The sequence below is a fragment of the Pseudomonas salicis genome, from assembly GCF_057128705.1.
In genome coordinates, this window is sequence record NZ_JBSKHU010000001.1 from 590,413 (window position 1) to 608,102 (window position 17,690).

Here is a 17,690-nt window from a genome sequence, read left to right on the forward strand (position 1 = left end):
TCAGAGCGCCCCCTGAAAAAGGGGGCAACCCCCTGACATTGGAGGTTTCATGCTAAGTCTCAACGCCAGTATCAACCCGCTGCAGAACGCGCACATCGGCACCGTCGTGTCCACCGGCGGGATCGGTGGTCAACAAGGGCCGCAACAGTCGCTCAAGGACGTCATCGACAAGCTCGCCGGCGCGCTGACCAAAGACGGTCACCTGGACCAGGATTCGCCGCTCGGCAAAATGGTCGGCGACCAGATGAAAAAGATGAACCCTCTGGCCGCGATGGTCGGCGGCTCGCCCGACATGATCAAGGCAGCCTTGGGTGACGTGATCAAGGACAAGCTGGGCGACAACTTCGGCGCGGCGGCGGACTTCGGCCTGGGCGGCGGCGCCAGCAGTGGCGCGGGCAAGCCGGACCTGATGTCCCAAGTGCTGAACGGCCTGGGTAAAGCTTCGTTGGATGACCTTCTGAGCAAGCAGGGTGATGGAACGAAGTTTTCCTCCGACGACATGCCGATGCTGGACAAGGTCGCGCAGTTCATGGACCAGAACCCGAGCAAATTCCCCGCGCCGGATTCCGGGTCGTGGAAGAACGAGCTCAAGGAAGACAACTACCTCGACAAGAGCGAAACCAGCGCCTTCCGTGCCGCACTGGACATGCTCGGTGGCCAGTTGGATCAGCAGCAAAGCGGCGTTGCCGATGCCAGCAGCGGCGCGGGCAGTCCGACGGGCAGCACGCTGGCGGCGGACCCGACCGGTGGCCAAGGCGCATTGAGCGGCAATCCTGCCCAGGACCTGGGCCAGCTGCTCAGCGGTCTGCTGCAACAGGGCCTCAATGCCAGCACCGGCAACGGCGCAGGGAACAACGTCGGCAGCGGCCTCGGCTCTCCTGCGAACGATGCCGTGCAGCCGGGCAATTCGGGCAGCCAGGGCGTGGCCCAGGACCTCGGTCAGTTGCTGAGCGGCCTGATCGAAAAAGGCCTCGAAGCCAGTCAGGGCAGCAACGGCAATGGCGCCAGCGCCACCGGTAACGGTGCGCCGCAAAACGCGTTGTTCGCGCAACACGATCTGCAAAACAGTCTGGGCCAGGCCGCCAACGCCATCGTCCAGGCACTGCTCGGATCGGGCAACAACAGCGTTTCCTGATCGAGCCTTCGTATCGACCCGTCTGCCGGAGAGCACCCGTGACCGTTTCCAACGTCAATCAACTCAAATCGCCATCCCCCGATCTTGAGCAACACCTTGATCACGGACTGGTCAGCGGGCCTTCGCAGGCGGACGTCGATCTGTTCAATGCGGCCATGCGCCCCGACATGGCGCTGCAGCAGAGTCACCTTTCCGAACAGATTGCCAGTGCCTTGTCCGAGCGACTGGGCACCATGGACAAGTTTTCCCAGCAGGCGGCGCGCAAGATGAAGAAAGCCTCCACCACCGACGACCCGCTGGAGATCGCGCAGATGAGCCGATCCTTGTCGCAGTATTCGTTGCAAATGGCGTTGACCACCAAGGTCGTCAACAAGAGCGCTCAGGCGTTCGACAAGCTGACCAACCTGCAATAGAGGGTCTGGCGTGAAGTATCTGACTGCGGGTCTGATGTGCCTGATGTTGCTGCTCAGCGGATGCAGCGACGAGACCGACCTGTTCAGCGGTCTGTCCGAACAGGACTCCAACGATGTGGTGGCCAGCCTCGCCGATCAGCACATCGATGCGCGCAAACGCATGGAGAAAACCGGGGTGGTGATCACCGTCGCCACGGCCGACATCAACCGGGCTGTGCGCATTCTCGACGCCGCCGGATTGCCTCGGCATTCGCGCACCAGCCTGGGTGAAATCTTCAAGAAGGAAGGCGTGATTTCAACGCCGCTGGAAGAGCGCGCCCGCTACATCTACGCCTTGTCGCAGGAACTGGAGGCGACGCTGTCGCAGATCGACGGGGTGATCGTGGCCCGGGTTCACGTGGTGCTGCCTGAACGGGTCGCGCCGGGCGAGCCGGTCCAGCCCGCATCGGCGGCCGTGTTCATCAAACACACCTCGGCGCTCGACCCCGACAGCGTGCGCGGGCGCATTCAGCAGATGGTCGCCAGCAGCATTCCGGGGATGTCCGGCGAGCCGCTGGACTCGAAGAAATTCGCCATCGTGTTCGTGCCGGCCGCCGAGTTTCAGGACACCGAGCGGCTGGTCAATTTCGGGCCGTTTCTGGTGGACAGCGCGAACCTGGGCTTCTGGAAAAGCATGCTGTGGGCGGCGCCGTTTGCCGGGCTGGTGGTGATCCTGTTGCTGGTGCTGATCCTGCGCAGCGACTGGCGCAACGCGCTGTTGCAGCGGATTGGCCTGCGTCGCGGCGAGGGTTCGAACCTGCCGGTGCGGGCGTGATGCATAACGCGACGCACGCTGCGATGACGGACGCGGATGAGCGCTGGATTCAGTGGTGGTGCGCGCCTTGGCAGTGGGCGCACGGCGACTGGCTGGCCCGATTTGCCGAGGACAGCGGGCTGCCAACGTTGGAGCTGTCAGGAGTGTTGCGCACCCGGCATGGCGCGTTTTTGCACAGCGTCGGGATTGCGCCCAGTCAACCTCCCGCGCCGGTTGAGCCGGTGATGCAATGGTTGGCGCTCGATCCCGCTCAACAGCAGGCCGCGCTGCACCTCGCGCAGAGCATTTGCCTGGGCCGCGTGACCGATGAATCCCTTCATGAAAGCTGGTGCCGCGCCGTGGCCAAGGCGTTGCGTCCTGGCGTCTGGCTCGACGCTTCCGTGCACGATCCTCGTGAATTGTTGGCGGCCTGGGTGGGGGAGGATTGCTGGTCCCGGTTGCGCTTGAACTGGGCACCTGGCGCCGTGCGTGACGCGGTGATCGAGATGCCCGTCGGCAAATTGCACACGCTCTGGCAATCCGTCGTTTGGCGCGCCAGCACACCCTGACTCTTTCTCTCCGGGAATTCGACATGCTCGCCAAACGCCGCCTCGCCCTGGCTTCTTCCGATGTGCTGCTCGACACCATTCTGCGGCGTGACGACTTGGCCGATATCCAGCTCGCCGGGGACGTATTGCGCAGTGCGCGCGAGGAAGCCGAGCAGATCCTTGCGGACACCCGCGAACAGGCGCAACGGGAAAAAGACCAGGCGCTGATGCAGTTCTGGGAACAGGCCAACGGCTTTCTGGACGCGTTCGAGCTGCAGCGGCAGGCTTTGCAGCAAGAAGCGATGAGCGCTGTCGAAGACTTGCTCAACACCACGCTCGCCCGACTGCTGGACGAGACCACCCTGGCCGAGCGCACACGGGCGCTGATCCGCAACCTCGCCGACAGTCAACGCCACGAAGCCGTCGCCACCCTCAGCGCGCACCCCGATCAGCTCGACGAACTTCGGGACTGGCTCGCGCAAAGCCGGTTTTCGGAACACTGGCAACTCAAGGCCGACCCCCTTATGCCGCCTCTCACCCTGCGCCTGAGCGACGCCAACGGCGCGTTCGACATTGACTGGACAAGCCTGCAACGCGGGCTGTTGGGGCAAGACGCATAGGCGCATCGACGCTCTCCACTGTGGGAGCGATTTCATTCGTGAAGGGCTCGGACAGGCACTCGATCTGCGTCGCCCGTACTTATTTTCGCGAATAAATTCGCTCCCACAGGTTTTCGCGGCGCCCCATCATCCTGAACACCCCACCTTCCGTAGCAGCACAGCTTGCCGGTAGTGGAGACGGTTACAGCACGCGTCTGAAGCCTTTTTGTCACGTCACAGGGAACCGGACCGCCCGTCGCTTCCACTCAGGGGATGAACCTTCACGTTGGAGTCGTCCCATGATCAGTTTCAAATCCCTGCAAAACCACCTCGATCATTCCTACAGCCGCGCCCAGAGCGACATGGAAGACGCCGCTGAAACCGCGTCCGACAGCGGCACGATGGAAGACCTTCAGGCGTTCAATGACGCGTCGCAACAAACCAACGTGGCGAACATGATCCTCAACGAAGGGCTGCGCGCCAAACACGGCATCACCAAAGCAATCATCGATGGAATTCAGTGAGTTCACGGCGATCCTCGCCCAGTGGTGTGAGCAACGTCCGCTCACGCCGCTGGACTGCTGGATCGACGACGCCAACGCCCGGCTGGCGGTGCACGGAAACGGTATCCGCATCAGCCTCGACCTGCTCGATCCCTACGACGGCAGCGACCCTCAGCGTCTGGAGGCGTTACTGGGGCAGGGCGGTGCCAGCGTGGCCTGCGACTGCGTCGGTGCCTTGGCCATCGACCCCGAGACCCGCTGCGTCGTACTGCTCAGCTGGCTCCCCAACCCCTGCACGTCGGCGGATGCCCTCAATCGCCTCGAACAGCTGGCCAACCAGCGCGGCGCGATGCTCAGCCTGATGCAAACCTCCATGCGCCACGCCGGCCCTGTCGTCGCCTCGCGCAACCCTCAATACCTGGCAACCGGGAGTGTGAAATGCGCAAGGCCTTAATGTGGTTGCCCCTGCTGATAATTGGCGTCGCGATGCCCGCGCTGGCAGCGGTGCCCGATGCCTGGAAACACACGGCTTACGCCTACGATGCACGGCAAACCGACCTGGCCACCGCGCTCAAGGATTTCGCCAAGGAGTTTGGCATTGGCCTGGACATGGCGCCGATCCAGGGCACCCTCGACGGCCGCATCCGGGCGCAGAACCCGCAGGAATTCCTCGACCGTCTGGGCCAGGAACACCACTTCCAGTGGTTCGTCTACAACGAAACCCTGTACGTCAGCCCCACCAGCGAGCAGACCTCGGCGCGCATTGAAGTGTCTCCGGAGGCGGTGGACGACTTGCAGCAGGCGCTGTCCGACGTCGGGTTGCTGGACAAACGCTTCGGCTGGGGCGCATTGCCCGACGAAGGTGTGGTGTTGGTCCGTGGCCCGGCCAAGTACGTCGATTTCGTACGCACCTACAGCAAGAAGGTCGAGGCGCCGGAGAAAGCCGAGAAGCAGGACATCGTCGTGCTGCCGCTGAAATACGCCAACGCCGCCGACCGCACCATCCGCTACCGCGACCAGCAACTGACCGTGGCCGGGGTGGCGAGCATTCTTCAGGAATTGCTGGAAAGCCGCTCCCGGGGCGAGTCCATCAACGGCGTGAATCTGGTGCAAGGGCAGGGCAGTACCACCAGCGGCATGGCGGGCAACAATTCGGCCGGTCTGAACTACGGCGGCCTCGAAGGCGGCGGGTTCGACACCAATGCGCTGGAGCAAGGGCTGGACCGCGTGCTCGGTTCCGGTGGCAAACGCGGCAGTGGCTCCCGTGACAGCGCAAGCGGCCGCTCGAAAATCCGCGTCAGCGCCGATGTGCGCAACAACTCGGTGCTGATCTACGATCTGCCAAAACGCAAGGCGATGTACCAGAAGCTGGTGAAGGAATTGGACACCCCGCGCAACCTGATCGAGATCGACGCGGTGATCCTCGACATCGATCGCAACGAACTGGCCGAACTGTCCAGCCGCTGGAATTTCAATTCCGGCAGCGTCAGCGGCGGGGCGAATCTATTTTCCCAAGGCACCAGCTCGACGTTGTTCATTCAGGACGCCGGCAAGTTCGCCGCCGACCTGCACGCCCTCGAAGGCAACGGCGCGGCGTCGGTGATTGGCAACCCGTCGATCCTGACCCTGGAAAACCAGCCAGCGGTGATCGACTTCAGCCGCACCGAATTCCTCACGGCGACGTCCGAGCGGGTGGCGGACATTCAACCGATCACGGCAGGCACCAGCCTTCAGGTGATCCCTCGCTCGCTGGAAAAGGGCGGCAGTTCTCAGGTGCAGTTGATCGTGGACATTGAAGACGGCCAGATCGATACGTCCAACATCAACGAAGATCAGCCAGCGGTGCGCAAGGGCAACGTCAGCACGCAGGCGGTGATCGCCGAGCACGGTTCGCTGGTGATCGGCGGTTTTCACGGGCTGGAAACCAACGACAAGGTCAACAAGATCCCGTTGCTGGGAGACATCCCCGTGATCGGCAAGCTGCTGTTCCAGAACCGCACCCGGGAAACCAACCAGCGTGAACGCCTGTTCATTCTGACCCCGCGTCTGATTGGCGATCAGGTCAACCCCTCGCGTTACGTCGAGCTGAGCAATCCCCACGACGTTGACGATCAGATGAAGCGCATCAAGCAGCGCCGCGACGGCGGTGAAGAACCGACCCGTGGCGACGTGCAGAACGCGTTCACGCAGTTGCTCGATGGCGTGGCGCCGGTGGGCTTCAACAGTGGCGAGGCGCTGCCGTTCGAAGCCGACAGCCTGTGCGACCCCGGTGCGGGTCTGGAACTGGACCGTCAGCGTTCGCAGTGGTTTGCGAAGAAGGATTGGGGCATCGCCGTGGTGGTCGCCCACAACACCACCGCGAAACCGGTGCGCATCGACGAAAGCCGTTGCGGCGGCCGCTGGGTGATGGGCGTCAGTGCCTGGCCCCATGCCTGGCTGCAACCGGGCGCGGAGAGTGAAATCTACATTGCGGTCCGCCAGCCGCAGGTCTCGACCAAGTCCGGCAAAAACCGTCCATCATTGCTCAAGGGGGCCACACGATGAACCTGCGCGGTTACATCATCCTGCTCGTGCTGTTCGCCACCCTGGGCGGCTGCGCGAGCCATTCGGGCTGCTCGGGCTACGCCTGCAAGCGCCCGGATTCCAACGATCGTGAGCTGGTGATCTGGTGGCCGACGGACATGCGCCAGGGCATCGACGAGCGGGACCACGAGCAAGACTTCACCGTTGTGCCATTAAAGGACTGAGCATGATTCGGGTATCGGAAAAGGCAGCGTTCTACGCCCACGTCGCCGCAGAACGCGCGGCCATCTGGCCAGTGGCAACCGGCATCGCCTTCGTCAGCCGTCGAGAGCACCGGGATTGGGGCATCGCCCTGCACATCGAAGGCCGCGCCCTGCGCCCCGAGCAATTGCGCGATGCATTGGAGCGGCGGTTTTCGCAGGCTGAGGTGTTCAACGAGTATTTCCTGTTTCTCGATGTGCAGCGGGATTTCGTGGTCTGGCACGCCGTGCCCGACGCCTCGGAATCCCCCACCAGCCTGGACAGCATTCGCCAGCATGAATTGATGTTGGCGGGGTTGGAGCATTTGCGGGATTGAGGCCTGCGCCATTCAATGCAGCACCGCGATCCACTGCGAGAATCGAGGGGTGTCAGACACCCCTGTGATTCAGGCAATGTGGGTACGCAAGCGCAACACCCGCTGCCCGTCGAACGGGTCGGTCAACCAATGCCCCGATACGCCGAATGTGTCCCGCAATCGCTCCAGCGTCAGCACCTCGAACGGTGACCCCAACGCCACCAGTCGCCCCCGGTCCATCACGGCCAACCGGTCACAGGCCAGCGCCTGATTCAAATCGTGCAGGGCGATGACGGTGGTCACGGGCAGGCGCTGCACCAGGTGCAGAATCGACAGTTGCTGCTGAATGTCGAGGTGGTTGGTCGGCTCGTCCAGCAACAGGATCTGCGGCCGTTGCGCCAATGCTCTGGCAATGTGCGCCCGCTGCCGTTCGCCGCCCGACAGCGTGTGCCAGGCTCGATGACGAAGGGGCTCAAGACTCACATCGGCAATCGCCTCACTGACGATTCGCGCGTCTTCCGCGCTCCACGGCGCCAGCGCGGACAGCCACGGCGTGCGCCCCAACTCCACGGCTTCAAGCAAGCTGATCGAATCGCCGGTTTCAGCTTGTTGCTCGACCACCGCCATCCGCTGCGCCAGGTCGCGACGGCGGATGGCAGACAACCGTTCCCCGTGCAGGAATACTTCGCCTGAGGTGGGCGTCTGCAACCCGGCCAGCAACTTGATCAGGGTCGATTTGCCTGAACCGTTAGGGCCCACGACGCCGAGGTTTTCCCCCGCCCGAATCGACAATGACACGCCGCTGAGCAACGTCGCGCCCTTGACGCTGTAGCTCAGATTGACCGCGCTGAGCACGCTGGCGGCCTGTTCGACAGAAGCGTTCATCGGGCGCGATTTCCCCGCATCAGAATCAGTGCAAACACCGGCGCGCCGACCAGGGCCGTGATCACGCCAATGGGCAGCACCTGGCCCTTGATCAGCACCCGCGACAGCACATCGGCGGCGATCAAGAACAGCGCGCCGCTCAAGGCACTCAACGGCAACAGCCGCGCATGCCGCACCCCGACGACCATGCGCACGGCATGGGGAATCACCAGTCCGACGAAGCCAATCGAGCCGACCATCGATACCATCACTGCCGTCACCAACGCTGCGGTGGCGATCAGAAGGGTCTGCACCCGACGCACCGGAATCCCCAGCGAAGCCGCCGAGTCGGCACCAAAAGTGAATGCATCCAGTGAACGCCGATGCCACAGGCACACCACCAACCCCAGCAGCACCACCGGCACGGACAGCGCCACCGAGGTCCAGCGCACGCCACTGAGATTGCCCAATAGCCAAAACATGATGCCCCGGGCCTGTTCGGCGCTGGCGGATTTGGTGATCAGGAACGACGTCAGCGCATTGAACAGCTGCGACCCGGCGATCCCCGCGAGGATGATTTGCCCCGTCGCCGCCTGGCTGCCCGAGGCCCGAGACGACCGTGCCAACAACGCGACCAGGGCAAACGCGGCAATGGCCCCGGCGAACGCACCCATCGACAAGGAAATCGCCCCGGCGCCCAACCCGATGATCGCGACCAACACCGCGCCGGTCGAAGCCCCGGCGGAAATCCCCAGCAGATAAGGGTCCGCCAGCGCGTTACGCAGCAACGATTGCAGCACCACGCCGGACATCGCCAGGCCCGCGCCACAGGCCGCCGCGACGATGGCCCGGGTCAGCCGGTAATTCCAGACAATGCCCTCGTCGATGGGATCGACCGCATAACCGGCCGCCCACAGCTTGTTCGCCAGCACCTGAAAGATCACCGGGACGCTGATGGCCGTTTCGCCGATGGCCACGCCTGCGATCACCGCCAGTATCAGCAACGCGCTGACCCACAGGCCATGGCCCAGCGAGCGGACGACGTTCAGGATGTTCATGGCGCGTCAGTGGCCTTGGCCAGTTGCTCGATGCCGTCGAACAGGCGAACGCTGGACTCCATCGCACTGGCGTCCATGATCACGATGCGGTTGTTTTTCACGGCGTCCATGTTGCGGGTCACCGGGTCGGACTTGAGGAAGGCCAGTTTCTTTTCGTGATCGTCAGCGGGGAAGCGGCGACGGTCCATGCGCGCGATCACTAGAATCGTCGGGTTGGCCTTGGCGATGGTTTCCCAGCCCACGGTCGGCCATTCTTCGTCCGAATCGATGACGTTGCGCATGCCTAGTGTGTCGAGCATGAAGCCCGGAATGCCTTTGCGCCCGGCGACGTACGGATCGGTGTTGATGTCCGGGCTGGAGAACCAGAACACCGCCGAAACCCTGCTCGCGTCATGGGCCTTGGCGTGTTCGATGGCCTGAGCCAGACGGGCCTTGTAGCCATCGATCAGTTGCTGGCCGCGATCCTGAACGTCGAAGATTTCCGCCTGTTGCGCGATGCTTTTGTACAGCGCGTCGATGCGGAACGCTTCAAGCCGAGTCCCGTCAGCGCCGACCAGATTGTTCTTGCCTTCGCAGTCGGACGGCAGGATATACGTCGGGATCTTCAGGTCGTGAAACTGCTGGCGGGTGCCGACCGCACCTTGCGGACCGACCATCCATTCGAACTGCACCGGCACGAAGTCCGGGTGCTTGCCGATCACCGATTCGAAGCTCGGCGCGTTGTCGGCCAGGCGCTCGATCTTCGCGTTGGCGTCCTTGAATTGAGGCAGGGTGTCGTTGAACCACAGGGAAGTGCCAATGACCCGGTTGCTCAGGCCCAGCGCATAGAGCATTTCGGTGGCGGCCTGGCCGATGGTCACGGCTTTGTGAGGCGCCTGGGCAAAGGTCAGGGGCACGCCGCAGTTGTCGAGGGTCAACGGGTAGTGGGTCGGTGCAGCCAACGCGGAGGGGGACATGAACGCTGCGCTCGACAGCGTCAGACCGGTGAACAAGGGAGCAAAGCGGCGCAGCGACATCGGGGTTTCTCCAGTGAGCCTGTGATCGACGAAACAGGCACTGGAAAGCACACCCTGACGGCAGCCGAAGAAAAGAGGCAAGCACCGCGCACGGGAGTCCTTCCCGGACACCCCGCCGGTGAATGATTGACGCTTGCCGGCAGGTCTCCTGACTGGCGCTTCATCACCGTGCTTCGGCCTTCCCGGGCGGTAACCCAGTGGCAAACAGGAAGCACGGCTCGACGCCTACAGTTGCGGGGACAGTTCCGTTTGAGCGCGCCCGATGACACAGGGCACGGCTCGTGGATTCCCTATTAATTCCGAGTGGAAACCGGCGGCGGGGATGGTAAACGATTTGCCCGAAACAGGCGACCACTCGGCGTTCGCAAGCCACGCTCCTACAGGTCCGTTATTTCAACGGCCAGCCGATCACTTTCTTCGGCCTCGGATTCGCATACGTCCGCACTTTGGAGGTCTTCAACCCCAACCGCACCAACGACTCCGCCAGCGCCACGGCGGCCGTCACGCCATCGACCACAGGCACGCCCGCACGGTCACGAATCAGCTGGTCCAGCCCGGCCATGCCGCCGCAACCCAGGCAGATCACCTCAGCCTTGTCCTGCGTCACCGCGTCGACCGCCTGCCCGGCGATGGCCTCCAATGCGCGGTCCGGCCTGTCTTCCAGCTCCAGCACGCTCATGCCACTGGCTCGCACCGACGCGCAGCGTTCGAACACACCGGCGAGTTTCAGGCGGTCTTCGATCAGCGGCACGGTCCGGTCCAACGTGGTCACCACCGAATAGGTGTGTCCCAGCAACATCGCTAGACTCGCCGCCGCTTCGGTGATGTCCACCACCGGCACGTCCAGCAATTCCTGCAAGCCTTCGCGCCCGTGCTCGCCATACCCGGCCTGAATCACCGCGTCGTAGGGCTGATCGTAGGACAGCACGCGGTCCATCACGGCAATTGCCGCCAGGTAACTCTCGAAATTGCCTTCCACCGATTCCGCACCAAAACGTGGCGTCAGGCCGATGATTTCCGTGCCGGGTGACGCAACACTGCGCGCCTGCTCGGCAATGGTGTCGGTCATGGATTGAGTGGTGTTCACGTTGACGATCAAAATGCGCATGGGGGCGGGTCTCAAGCGGTGATCATGGGATACATGCCTACCGCTGAAGCGAAAACCGCGCCACCTTGGAATTCGGCGGGTGAGACGTCGAACCGTTCGCCGACGTCTCGGGTGGATCTTCAATCCTTCATCGGCACCGGAGCCTGCGGCGCAATGAAGCCTTGATCACGCATCGCTTGCCAGAAGCCGTCCGGCACCTGGGCATTCAGCGCCGCAACGTCTTCAATGATTCGCGAGGGCCGGCTCGCGCCAGGAATCACCGCCGCCACCAGCGGGTTGGCCAGTACGAATTGCAGCGCCGCCGATTTGATCTCGACCTGGTACTGGCGGGCGATTTCCTGAATGTGCGCGACCTTGTCGAGCATCGCTTGCGGCGCTTCCTGGTACTCGAAATGCTTGCCGCCCACCAACACGCCCGAGCTGTAGGGCCCGCCCACGACGAACTCGGCGTTGTGCTCACGGGCCTTGGCGAACAGGCGTTGCAGCGGCTGGTCGTGGTCCAGCAGCGAATAGCGGCCAGCCAGCAGAAAACCGTCCGGTTGTGCTTCACTCAGGTCCAGCGTCAGCTCGCACGGCTCGACGCGGTTCACGCCCAGGCCCCACGCCTTGATCACGCCTTCTTCGCGCAGGCGGGTGAGGGTGCGGAAAGCGCCTGTGCGGGCGATGTTGAAATGCTCGATCCACTCGTCGCCGTGGGCATCTTGCGCGATGTCGTGCACGAACACGATGTCCAGGCGATCAGTGTCCAAGCGCTTGAGGCTGGCCTCGATGGAACGCAGCGTGGCGTCGCCGGAATAATCGGTGAGGATTTTGTTTTTCAAACCGTCGCTGAACGGGCCGCTGCGGGTTTCGCTGTCCAGTTCGTCGGAAATCAACCGGCCCACTTTGGTGCTGAGGGTGTATTCGTCGCGCGGCACATGGGCCAGCGCCTTGCCCAGCCGTTGCTCGGACAGGCCCGAGCCGTAGAGCGGCGCCGTGTCGAAATAGCGGATGCCCTGATCCCACGCCGATTGCACCGTGGCGGCGGCTTCTTCCTCGCTGATGTCGCGGAACATATTGCCCAGAGGCGCTGCGCCAAAGCCGAGGCGGCCAATGATCTTGTCGTGCAGACTCATGAAAGTGTCCTGTCCGGGGTCATGGAGTGCCGGGAAAAAATGCCCGGCGTGTTGTACAGATCATGCCGTGCGGCAGGAGTTCTATGGTTCGTGTGGAGGGTGGGCACACGTGTCACACCACGCCGCAGATTTTCCCTGTGGGAGCGAATTCATTCGCGAAGGCAGTACATCCGACGCAGGTGTGTCGTCTGCCAAACCCTTTCGCGAATGAATTCGCTCCCACAGGTTTCTCAACTCGGCACGCTATTGTGAATGACCCAGCCGGGCTGCTGCAGAGGCGGCGTCGCGGCACCATGCAACTTTTGCGGTCTGCGCGCCTTCCAACCCATTACACCGCGTCGATAACCGGAAAGGGAGGGCCGTCGATGAGCGAACACATCGTCCATTTCCATTGTGGGGTCGATCAGACCACCACCGAGCATTTCCGCGACCGCTGTCTGGAAGCCCTCGACAAGGGCGCGACCGGCCTGCTGCTGAACCTCTCCACCGCAGGCGGCAGCACGGCCCTGGGCTTCACGATCTACAACTTTCTCAAGTCACTGAAGGTGCCGATCCGCGCACTGAACAGCGGCAACATCGAATCCATGGGCATCGTCATCTACCTCGCCGCCGAGGAGCGCATCGTCTGTCCTCACTCCCGGTTTCTCATCCACCCGATGAGCTGGTACTTCAACCAGAGTTCGGTGGATCACTCACGCATCCGCGAATACCTGCGCAGCCTGGACAACGACTTGCAGCGGTACGTGAACATCTATTTGAGTGAAACCGACGGGGCGATGACCCCGCTGGACATTGGCCGCTGCCTGTCATCGGAGGAAAAGGTGATTCGGGCCGAAGATTCACTGGCCTGTGGCATCGCCCATCGGGTCGAACAGCTGCAGTTTCCCGAAGGCGCCACGCACTGGACGGTCAGCGCCAGCTAAGCTCAACTCATCCACACACCGGGTCGCCAAAGAACCCGCCTGACACGAGGAACCTGCCATGCACACTCATTCGCACAAAACCCCGGACGCCGTGCCCCGTGGCGCTGTTCCGCTGGACGAAGAAGAGGTTGAAGTAGACGTCGATAACGACCCCGGTAATGAAGACCCGGGTTCGCAGTTCGACCGGGACGCCACGGTGCCGCTGATCGACCCGGACGCGTGACCGATCCAACCCACGGGCATAAAAAAAGCGAGGGCTCTCACCCTCGCTCGTTCCGCTGATCAGACGTTGATCAGGATTTACGGCCTGCGCCGCCTTGTGGCATTCCGCCTTTTTTGCTGGCGTCCGGACGTTTTTCGTCGGTTGCTTTCTGCCGGTCGTTGGCCATGTTGCTGCCACCTGAAGCCTGGCCGCCTTTTTTGCCTGCGTCGGAGGCTTTTTGGCGATCGTTCGAGAAGTTGCCAGGGTTCGATTTTCCGGTGTTAGCCATGATTGCGTACCTCTTGTTATGAGAAGGGCGAGTCATGTGGCTCGCATTAAATGGGATGAATCAAGCGGCAGTTGGTTTAAACAATCACGGCATTACCGGACAAACGGCGGGAGTGGCGAAACGATGCCAGCGCCTTGAATACGGGCGTTTACATGTGCACTTCGACCGCCAGCGGCAGGTGATCCGACAGGTGCGTCCACGGCCGCGTCCCGAGGATTTTCGGGTTGTGACTGGTGGCGTTGCGCAGGTAAACCCGGTCCAGCCGCAGCAGTGGGAAGCGGGCAGGGTAGGTCTTAGCCAATCGCCCGTGGCTTTGCTCGAAGGCCTCGTGCAAGTACGTGCAGCGCGCCAGGCGTTTGTTGCCCTGCAACTGCCAATCGTTGAAATCCCCGGCAATCACCACCGGCGCGTGTTCGGGCAGTGAGTCCAGCAGCGCGCACAGCAAATCCAGCTGCAACTGGCGGTGGCTTTCCAGCAGGCTCAAATGCACGCAGATAGCGTGCACCTCGTCGTGTCCCGGCACCTGCAACACGCAATGCAGCAGGCCCCGTCGCTCCGGGCCGGTGATCGACACGTCGAGATTGCGGTAATGCAGGATCGGGTATTTGGACAGAATCGCGTTGCCGTGGTGGCCTTCCGGGTAAACCGCATTGCGGCCGTAGGCAAAGTCGCTCCACATGCTGTCGGCGAGAAATTCGTATTGGGAGAGGGTCGGCCAGTCGTGATAGCGGGCGGCGTGGCGATCATGGCCGCCGAGCACTTCCTGCAAAAACACCAGATCGGCCCCCGTGCTGCGCACCGCTTCGCGCAGCTCCGGCAGGATGAAACGTCGGTTCAGGGCCGTGAAGCCCTTGTGAGTGTTGACCGTCAGTACGCGTAAACGATGAACGTCCCGTACGCCCGACATGTCCGAGGGGGGAAGGTGGACACCAGCAGGATCGGAAGTCACACGCACGCTCCTTTTGCGAGGGATGTGCTAGTTCCGACCGGCTCGGGTCCGGGCAGTTCAGCGTTTTGCGATGCCGTTTGGCCGGTGTCGTGCTAGAGCCGCGTGTCTACGGCGGGGCGTCGCGACAGCAGCACGGTCAGGCCCAACGCCAGAATCGACAGCACCGCCGCGAAGAAAAAGATCCAGTCGTAGCCCATGCCGAGGGCAATCGCGCCCATCAGCGGCCCGGCGATGGCCAGTGCCAGATCGAAGAACACCGCATAGGCCCCCAGCCCCGCGCCTCGGCTGCTGTTGGGCACCTGTTTGATGGCTTCGACGCCGATGGCCGGATAGACCAGCGACAAACCAAACCCCGCGAACCCCGCGCCGATCAACGCCACAGTGGTGTTGGGCGACAGCCACAACAGCACCAGTCCGACGGTCTCGACCGACATGCACACGATGGCCGAACGGTAGCCGCCGAAGCGGGTGATGGCGTTGATGAAAAACAGCCGCGCCACGATGAAGCAGACACCGAACACCGTCAGGCACCACGCCGCGCCTTCCCAGCCCCGGCTGACGTAATACAGCGTGATGAAGGTGGTGAGGGTGCCGTAGCCGATGGAGGACAGGGTGAGGCCCAGGCCATAAGGTGCGACGCGGCCGAACACCGACCAGAACGCCATGCGCTCGCCGCGCACCACAGGCACCGGCGGTTTGTTGCGAATCAGCAGCAGCGCGCCTGCGGCCAGCACGGTCAACACCAGGCCGAGGCTGACGAACCCCAGCGTGTTGACCATCACCACGCCCAGTGGCGCGCCGATGGCGATGGCGCCGTAGGACGCGATGCCGTTCCAGGAAATCGAACGTGCCGTGTGTTCCGCACCGACCTGGCCGATGCACCAACTGATGGTGCCCACGCCCACCAGACCTTGCGACCCGCCGAGGATCACCCGAGCAATCACCAGAATGGACAGGCTGATGCCCGCGAACGGTTCAAGCAGGACCGCCAAAACGGTCAGCACGCCACTGATCGCGATGCCTGCCAGCCCGTACACGATGGCCCGCTTGGTACCGATGGTGTCGCAGATCCGGCCCGCCACAGGGCGGCTGAACAGCGTGGCAAGGTACTGCGAACCAATCACCAGACCGGCCACCACCGCACTGAAACCCAGCTGGTTATGGACATAGCCGGGCATCACCGCGATGGGCAGCCCGATGCACAGGAAGGCGATGAAGGTGTAGAGGACGATGGAGACGATTTGCAGGGTGATCGCCGTTGAATTCGTGTGCTGAGGCGACGTTTCGGGTGGCAGGGCGGCAGACATGAGGGCTCTTCGCAGGCGCGGTGGGAGTGCGCCATCATCGCCCGAGGCCAACGGAAATGAAAGCAGGCTAACGATTTAATCCTGATGCGTCGCCAGTCTCTTTCATTCCATCTTCAGTCGCGGTGGGGGTTTACCGGCAGTGGCATTTCCCTTGGCTTGCCCGCACGCCCGAATCGTTCAGCGCTTCTGCAACCAGCCCAAAAAGTGATTCTTCTTGATCGCCACCGGCTTGCGCAGCAAAACATGCTGGCTGTTCTGTTGGCGCACCGCCTGCAACTTGTTGAGTGCCGTGGTGATTTCCGCCCGCTGCTCCATCGCCTTGCGCGTGGCGGCTTTTTCGATGCGGTACATCACACAGGACGTAAGGGCGATGAAGCGCGCCTCGGACGGCGAGTCGTCGAGCACGTTCTGCACGCCCATCACTTCCCCCGGCCCCATGCGCCCGGCCTCGATCATCTCCCTGCCGTCGGGAATCCTCACCGAGACAACGCCGGTCGCTATCACCCACAGCCCGTCCGGTTCGTCTCCCATGTCCATGATGGTCTGACCGGTGGCGAACTCCCGAGCGACCATCGTTTGCGCCAGTTCGTCTTTCTCTTCGGCGGTGCTGGCCCTGAACACCTTCACCTCGTCCAGCAACGCCCTGGGTCGCGACATGGCCTCGGCGGTGATCTCCGATTGCCAGGCGATACCCGCAGCTTCCAGGTGCCGATACGCCAGATCGAACAGCAGATTGCGCACGTCGCTCTTGTTATTGAGGTCACTGATGAAGCCTGTCATCGAATATTCGATGGTGGTCGGGCTGGTGTCCTTGACCACCGCCCGGGGTTGTGGCGTCTGTAACAACGCGCTGCACCCTTGCAACGCACGCTCCAGGGCATCCAGCACGCGGCGGGGCCGGATGTGCGGAGACATCATCACCGTGATCGACACCCCATGAATATTGACCGGTCGGCTCAAATTGACGATTTTTGCCTTGGCCGCCACTGAGTTGGGGATCACCACCATGGTCCCGACACCGGTCATCAGGTGCGTGGCGCGCCAGTCGATGTCCATGACCTTGCCTTCCATCCCGTCGATGGAGATCGCGTCGTCCACCTGATAGGGCTTGGTGGTGTTGAGGATGATTCCGGAAAACACGTCGCTCAGTGTGCTCTGCAGCGCGAGGCCGACGATGATCGCCATCGCCCCGGAGGTCGCCAGAAGCCCCTTCACGGGCAGCTGCAGCACGTAGCCGGCCGCCGCGACGATGGCGATCAGGAAGACCACTGCGCCAATGACCTCCTGCAACAGTCGCCCGCTGTGGCCGACGCGGCCGGTCAACACCAGACCCAGCAGAACGGTGAGGGTGCGCGCCGCGTACATCCACCAGACGATGGCCAGCGCGGTGGCGGCGAATTGCATGGCGCTGTTGTCGGGCCAGGCAGGCGCTTCCAGTGGGCTCACGCCTGCGCTGGCGATCACCAGGCTGTAGGCCACGAAACCCATGAGACGGATGCCGATCCGGGTCAACCGGTTGCGGTCGGCCAGCAGGTGCCAGGCCGCGACATCTGCCAAAAGCAGAAGCAGGCTCCAGGCCAGCGAATAATGAGGAACGGCTGAGGGCATGAAGGGAATTCCACGGGAGAGGGCACGTCGCCACGACACGCGGGGATGTTAGGGACAGTGATGGCGGCATGTCTATAACCGATCGCTCGCGGAGTCTACCGTCATCGGCCGTCGCCGCGTCGCTTCGAAACAAGCACAGCGCTTCAATCACTGGATCGGCAGGGATTGCACCATCGGCGCT

General features: G+C 62.8%; 20 protein-coding genes, 1 pseudogene and 1 riboswitch. Of the genes and pseudogenes, 12 read left to right on the forward strand and 9 right to left on the reverse strand.

Annotated features, from left to right (window positions below):
* Positions 1–49 precede the first annotated feature (49 nt).
* The 10 genes and pseudogenes from ACWKWE_RS02730 (at position 50) to ACWKWE_RS02775 (ending at position 7,091) form a co-directional block, all read left to right on the forward strand.
* On the forward strand, positions 50–1,135 hold the full coding sequence (locus tag ACWKWE_RS02730) for a harpin HrpZ family protein (RefSeq protein WP_166594295.1): 1,086 nt from the start codon (positions 50–52) through the stop codon (positions 1,133–1,135).
* A 38-nt stretch (positions 1,136–1,173) separates the two neighbouring features.
* Positions 1,174–1,548 carry a type III secretion system inner rod subunit SctI gene (gene sctI, locus ACWKWE_RS02735; RefSeq protein WP_166594296.1) on the forward strand — a complete coding sequence of 125 codons (375 nt, stop codon included), beginning with the start codon at positions 1,174–1,176 and terminating at the stop codon, positions 1,546–1,548.
* Between the two features lie 10 nt (positions 1,549–1,558).
* Positions 1,559–2,362 carry a type III secretion system inner membrane ring lipoprotein SctJ gene (gene sctJ / locus ACWKWE_RS02740; RefSeq protein WP_483849537.1) on the forward strand — a complete coding sequence of 268 codons (804 nt, stop codon included), beginning with the start codon at positions 1,559–1,561 and terminating at the stop codon, positions 2,360–2,362.
* On the forward strand, positions 2,362–2,910 hold the full coding sequence (locus ACWKWE_RS02745; RefSeq protein ID WP_256665096.1) for a type III secretion protein: 549 nt from the start codon (positions 2,362–2,364) through the stop codon (positions 2,908–2,910). The genes sctJ and ACWKWE_RS02745 overlap by 1 nt, the downstream gene beginning before the upstream one ends.
* A 23-nt stretch (positions 2,911–2,933) precedes the next feature.
* The gene (gene sctL, locus ACWKWE_RS02750; protein WP_483849538.1) at positions 2,934–3,509 is read left to right on the forward strand and encodes a type III secretion system stator protein SctL; all 576 of its coding nucleotides are present in this window, start codon (positions 2,934–2,936) and stop codon (positions 3,507–3,509) included.
* Between the two features lie 278 nt (positions 3,510–3,787).
* Entirely contained in the window at positions 3,788–4,012 is a 225-nt protein-coding gene (locus ACWKWE_RS02755) for a type III secretion protein (RefSeq protein ID WP_166594299.1), read from the forward strand.
* A pseudogene (locus ACWKWE_RS02760) lies at positions 3,999–4,428 on the forward strand (type III secretion protein). Before ACWKWE_RS02755 ends, ACWKWE_RS02760 begins: the two are co-directional and overlap by 14 nt.
* Before the next feature lies 1 nt (position 4,429).
* Complete coding sequence (sctC, locus tag ACWKWE_RS02765; protein WP_483849539.1) at positions 4,430–6,535, forward strand: type III secretion system outer membrane ring subunit SctC; 2,106 nt, start codon at positions 4,430–4,432, stop codon at positions 6,533–6,535.
* Complete coding sequence (gene hrpT, locus ACWKWE_RS02770; RefSeq protein ID WP_166594302.1) at positions 6,532–6,738, forward strand: HrpT family type III secretion system protein; 207 nt, start codon at positions 6,532–6,534, stop codon at positions 6,736–6,738. Before sctC ends, hrpT begins: the two co-directional genes overlap by 4 nt.
* A gap of 2 nt (positions 6,739–6,740) precedes the next feature.
* A complete protein-coding gene (locus ACWKWE_RS02775) occupies positions 6,741–7,091 on the forward strand; it encodes a type III secretion protein HrpV (protein ID WP_166594303.1) in 351 nt (116 codons plus the stop codon).
* A 69-nt stretch (positions 7,092–7,160) separates the two neighbouring features.
* Here the strand turns inward: ACWKWE_RS02775 and ACWKWE_RS02780 are convergent, their stop codons facing one another.
* The 5 genes from ACWKWE_RS02780 to ACWKWE_RS02800 all read right to left on the reverse strand — a co-directional run bounded on the left by ACWKWE_RS02780 (position 7,161) and on the right by ACWKWE_RS02800 (position 12,231).
* On the reverse strand, positions 7,161–7,955 hold the full coding sequence (locus ACWKWE_RS02780; protein WP_483849540.1) for an ABC transporter ATP-binding protein: 795 nt from the start codon (positions 7,953–7,955) through the stop codon (positions 7,161–7,163).
* On the reverse strand, positions 7,952–8,992 hold the full coding sequence (locus ACWKWE_RS02785; RefSeq protein WP_483849541.1) for a FecCD family ABC transporter permease: 1,041 nt from the start codon (positions 8,990–8,992) through the stop codon (positions 7,952–7,954). The genes ACWKWE_RS02780 and ACWKWE_RS02785 overlap by 4 nt, the downstream gene beginning before the upstream one ends.
* On the reverse strand, positions 8,989–10,008 hold the full coding sequence (locus ACWKWE_RS02790) for an ABC transporter substrate-binding protein (protein WP_483849542.1): 1,020 nt from the start codon (positions 10,006–10,008) through the stop codon (positions 8,989–8,991). The genes ACWKWE_RS02785 and ACWKWE_RS02790 overlap by 4 nt, the downstream gene beginning before the upstream one ends.
* 121 nt (positions 10,009–10,129) lie before the next feature.
* Positions 10,130–10,338: riboswitch (cobalamin riboswitch) on the reverse strand.
* A 58-nt stretch (positions 10,339–10,396) separates the two neighbouring features.
* A complete protein-coding gene (locus ACWKWE_RS02795) occupies positions 10,397–11,116 on the reverse strand; it encodes an aspartate/glutamate racemase family protein (RefSeq protein WP_483849543.1) in 720 nt (239 codons plus the stop codon).
* Between the two features lie 119 nt (positions 11,117–11,235).
* A complete protein-coding gene (locus ACWKWE_RS02800; protein WP_483849544.1) occupies positions 11,236–12,231 on the reverse strand; it encodes an aldo/keto reductase in 996 nt (331 codons plus the stop codon).
* A 365-nt stretch (positions 12,232–12,596) separates the two neighbouring features.
* Between ACWKWE_RS02800 and ACWKWE_RS02805 the strand changes: the two genes are divergently transcribed.
* Positions 12,597–13,154, forward strand: coding sequence for an ATP-dependent Clp protease proteolytic subunit (locus tag ACWKWE_RS02805; RefSeq protein WP_166594308.1), 558 nt, complete (start codon positions 12,597–12,599; stop codon positions 13,152–13,154).
* Positions 13,155–13,212: 58 nt separating this feature from the next.
* Entirely contained in the window at positions 13,213–13,377 is a 165-nt protein-coding gene (locus ACWKWE_RS02810; protein ID WP_166594291.1) for a hypothetical protein, read from the forward strand.
* 70 nt (positions 13,378–13,447) lie between these two features.
* Here the strand turns inward: ACWKWE_RS02810 and ACWKWE_RS02815 are convergent, their stop codons facing one another.
* The 4 genes from ACWKWE_RS02815 to ACWKWE_RS02830 all read right to left on the reverse strand — a co-directional run bounded on the left by ACWKWE_RS02815 (position 13,448) and on the right by ACWKWE_RS02830 (position 17,509).
* A complete protein-coding gene (locus ACWKWE_RS02815; RefSeq protein ID WP_166594309.1) occupies positions 13,448–13,645 on the reverse strand; it encodes a con-10 family general stress protein in 198 nt (65 codons plus the stop codon).
* Positions 13,646–13,793: 148 nt separating this feature from the next.
* Positions 13,794–14,552, reverse strand: coding sequence for an endonuclease/exonuclease/phosphatase family protein (locus ACWKWE_RS02820; RefSeq protein WP_166594742.1), 759 nt, complete (start codon positions 14,550–14,552; stop codon positions 13,794–13,796).
* Between the two features lie 134 nt (positions 14,553–14,686).
* Positions 14,687–15,901, reverse strand: coding sequence for an MFS transporter (locus ACWKWE_RS02825; protein WP_483849545.1), 1,215 nt, complete (start codon positions 15,899–15,901; stop codon positions 14,687–14,689).
* Between the two features lie 177 nt (positions 15,902–16,078).
* On the reverse strand, positions 16,079–17,509 hold the full coding sequence (locus ACWKWE_RS02830) for a mechanosensitive ion channel domain-containing protein (protein WP_483849546.1): 1,431 nt from the start codon (positions 17,507–17,509) through the stop codon (positions 16,079–16,081).
* Positions 17,510–17,690: the final 181 nt, after the last annotated feature.

Bases quoted from the DNA above. Each gene is read 5' to 3' on its own strand.
- ACWKWE_RS02730 (WP_166594295.1), top strand. From the start codon at position 50: ATGCTAAGTCTCAACGCCAGTATCAACCCGCTGCAGAACGCGCACATC.
- ACWKWE_RS02745 (WP_256665096.1), top strand. From the start codon at position 2,362: ATGCATAACGCGACGCACGCTGCGATGACGGACGCGGATGAGCGCTGG.
- sctL (WP_483849538.1), top strand. From the start codon at position 2,934: ATGCTCGCCAAACGCCGCCTCGCCCTGGCTTCTTCCGATGTGCTGCTC.
- ACWKWE_RS02755 (WP_166594299.1), top strand. From the start codon at position 3,788: ATGATCAGTTTCAAATCCCTGCAAAACCACCTCGATCATTCCTACAGC.
- sctC (WP_483849539.1), top strand. From the start codon at position 4,430: ATGCGCAAGGCCTTAATGTGGTTGCCCCTGCTGATAATTGGCGTCGCG.
- hrpT (WP_166594302.1), top strand. From the start codon at position 6,532: ATGAACCTGCGCGGTTACATCATCCTGCTCGTGCTGTTCGCCACCCTG.
- ACWKWE_RS02775 (WP_166594303.1), top strand. From the start codon at position 6,741: ATGATTCGGGTATCGGAAAAGGCAGCGTTCTACGCCCACGTCGCCGCA.
- ACWKWE_RS02780 (WP_483849540.1), bottom strand. From the start codon at position 7,955: ATGAACGCTTCTGTCGAACAGGCCGCCAGCGTGCTCAGCGCGGTCAAT.
- ACWKWE_RS02785 (WP_483849541.1), bottom strand. From the start codon at position 8,992: ATGAACATCCTGAACGTCGTCCGCTCGCTGGGCCATGGCCTGTGGGTC.
- ACWKWE_RS02790 (WP_483849542.1), bottom strand. From the start codon at position 10,008: ATGTCGCTGCGCCGCTTTGCTCCCTTGTTCACCGGTCTGACGCTGTCG.
- ACWKWE_RS02795 (WP_483849543.1), bottom strand. From the start codon at position 11,116: ATGCGCATTTTGATCGTCAACGTGAACACCACTCAATCCATGACCGAC.
- ACWKWE_RS02800 (WP_483849544.1), bottom strand. From the start codon at position 12,231: ATGAGTCTGCACGACAAGATCATTGGCCGCCTCGGCTTTGGCGCAGCG.
- ACWKWE_RS02805 (WP_166594308.1), top strand. From the start codon at position 12,597: ATGAGCGAACACATCGTCCATTTCCATTGTGGGGTCGATCAGACCACC.
- ACWKWE_RS02810 (WP_166594291.1), top strand. From the start codon at position 13,213: ATGCACACTCATTCGCACAAAACCCCGGACGCCGTGCCCCGTGGCGCT.
- ACWKWE_RS02815 (WP_166594309.1), bottom strand. From the start codon at position 13,645: ATGGCTAACACCGGAAAATCGAACCCTGGCAACTTCTCGAACGATCGC.
- ACWKWE_RS02820 (WP_166594742.1), bottom strand. From the start codon at position 14,552: ATGTCGGGCGTACGGGACGTTCATCGTTTACGCGTACTGACGGTCAAC.
- ACWKWE_RS02825 (WP_483849545.1), bottom strand. From the start codon at position 15,901: ATGTCTGCCGCCCTGCCACCCGAAACGTCGCCTCAGCACACGAATTCA.
- ACWKWE_RS02830 (WP_483849546.1), bottom strand. From the start codon at position 17,509: ATGCCCTCAGCCGTTCCTCATTATTCGCTGGCCTGGAGCCTGCTTCTG.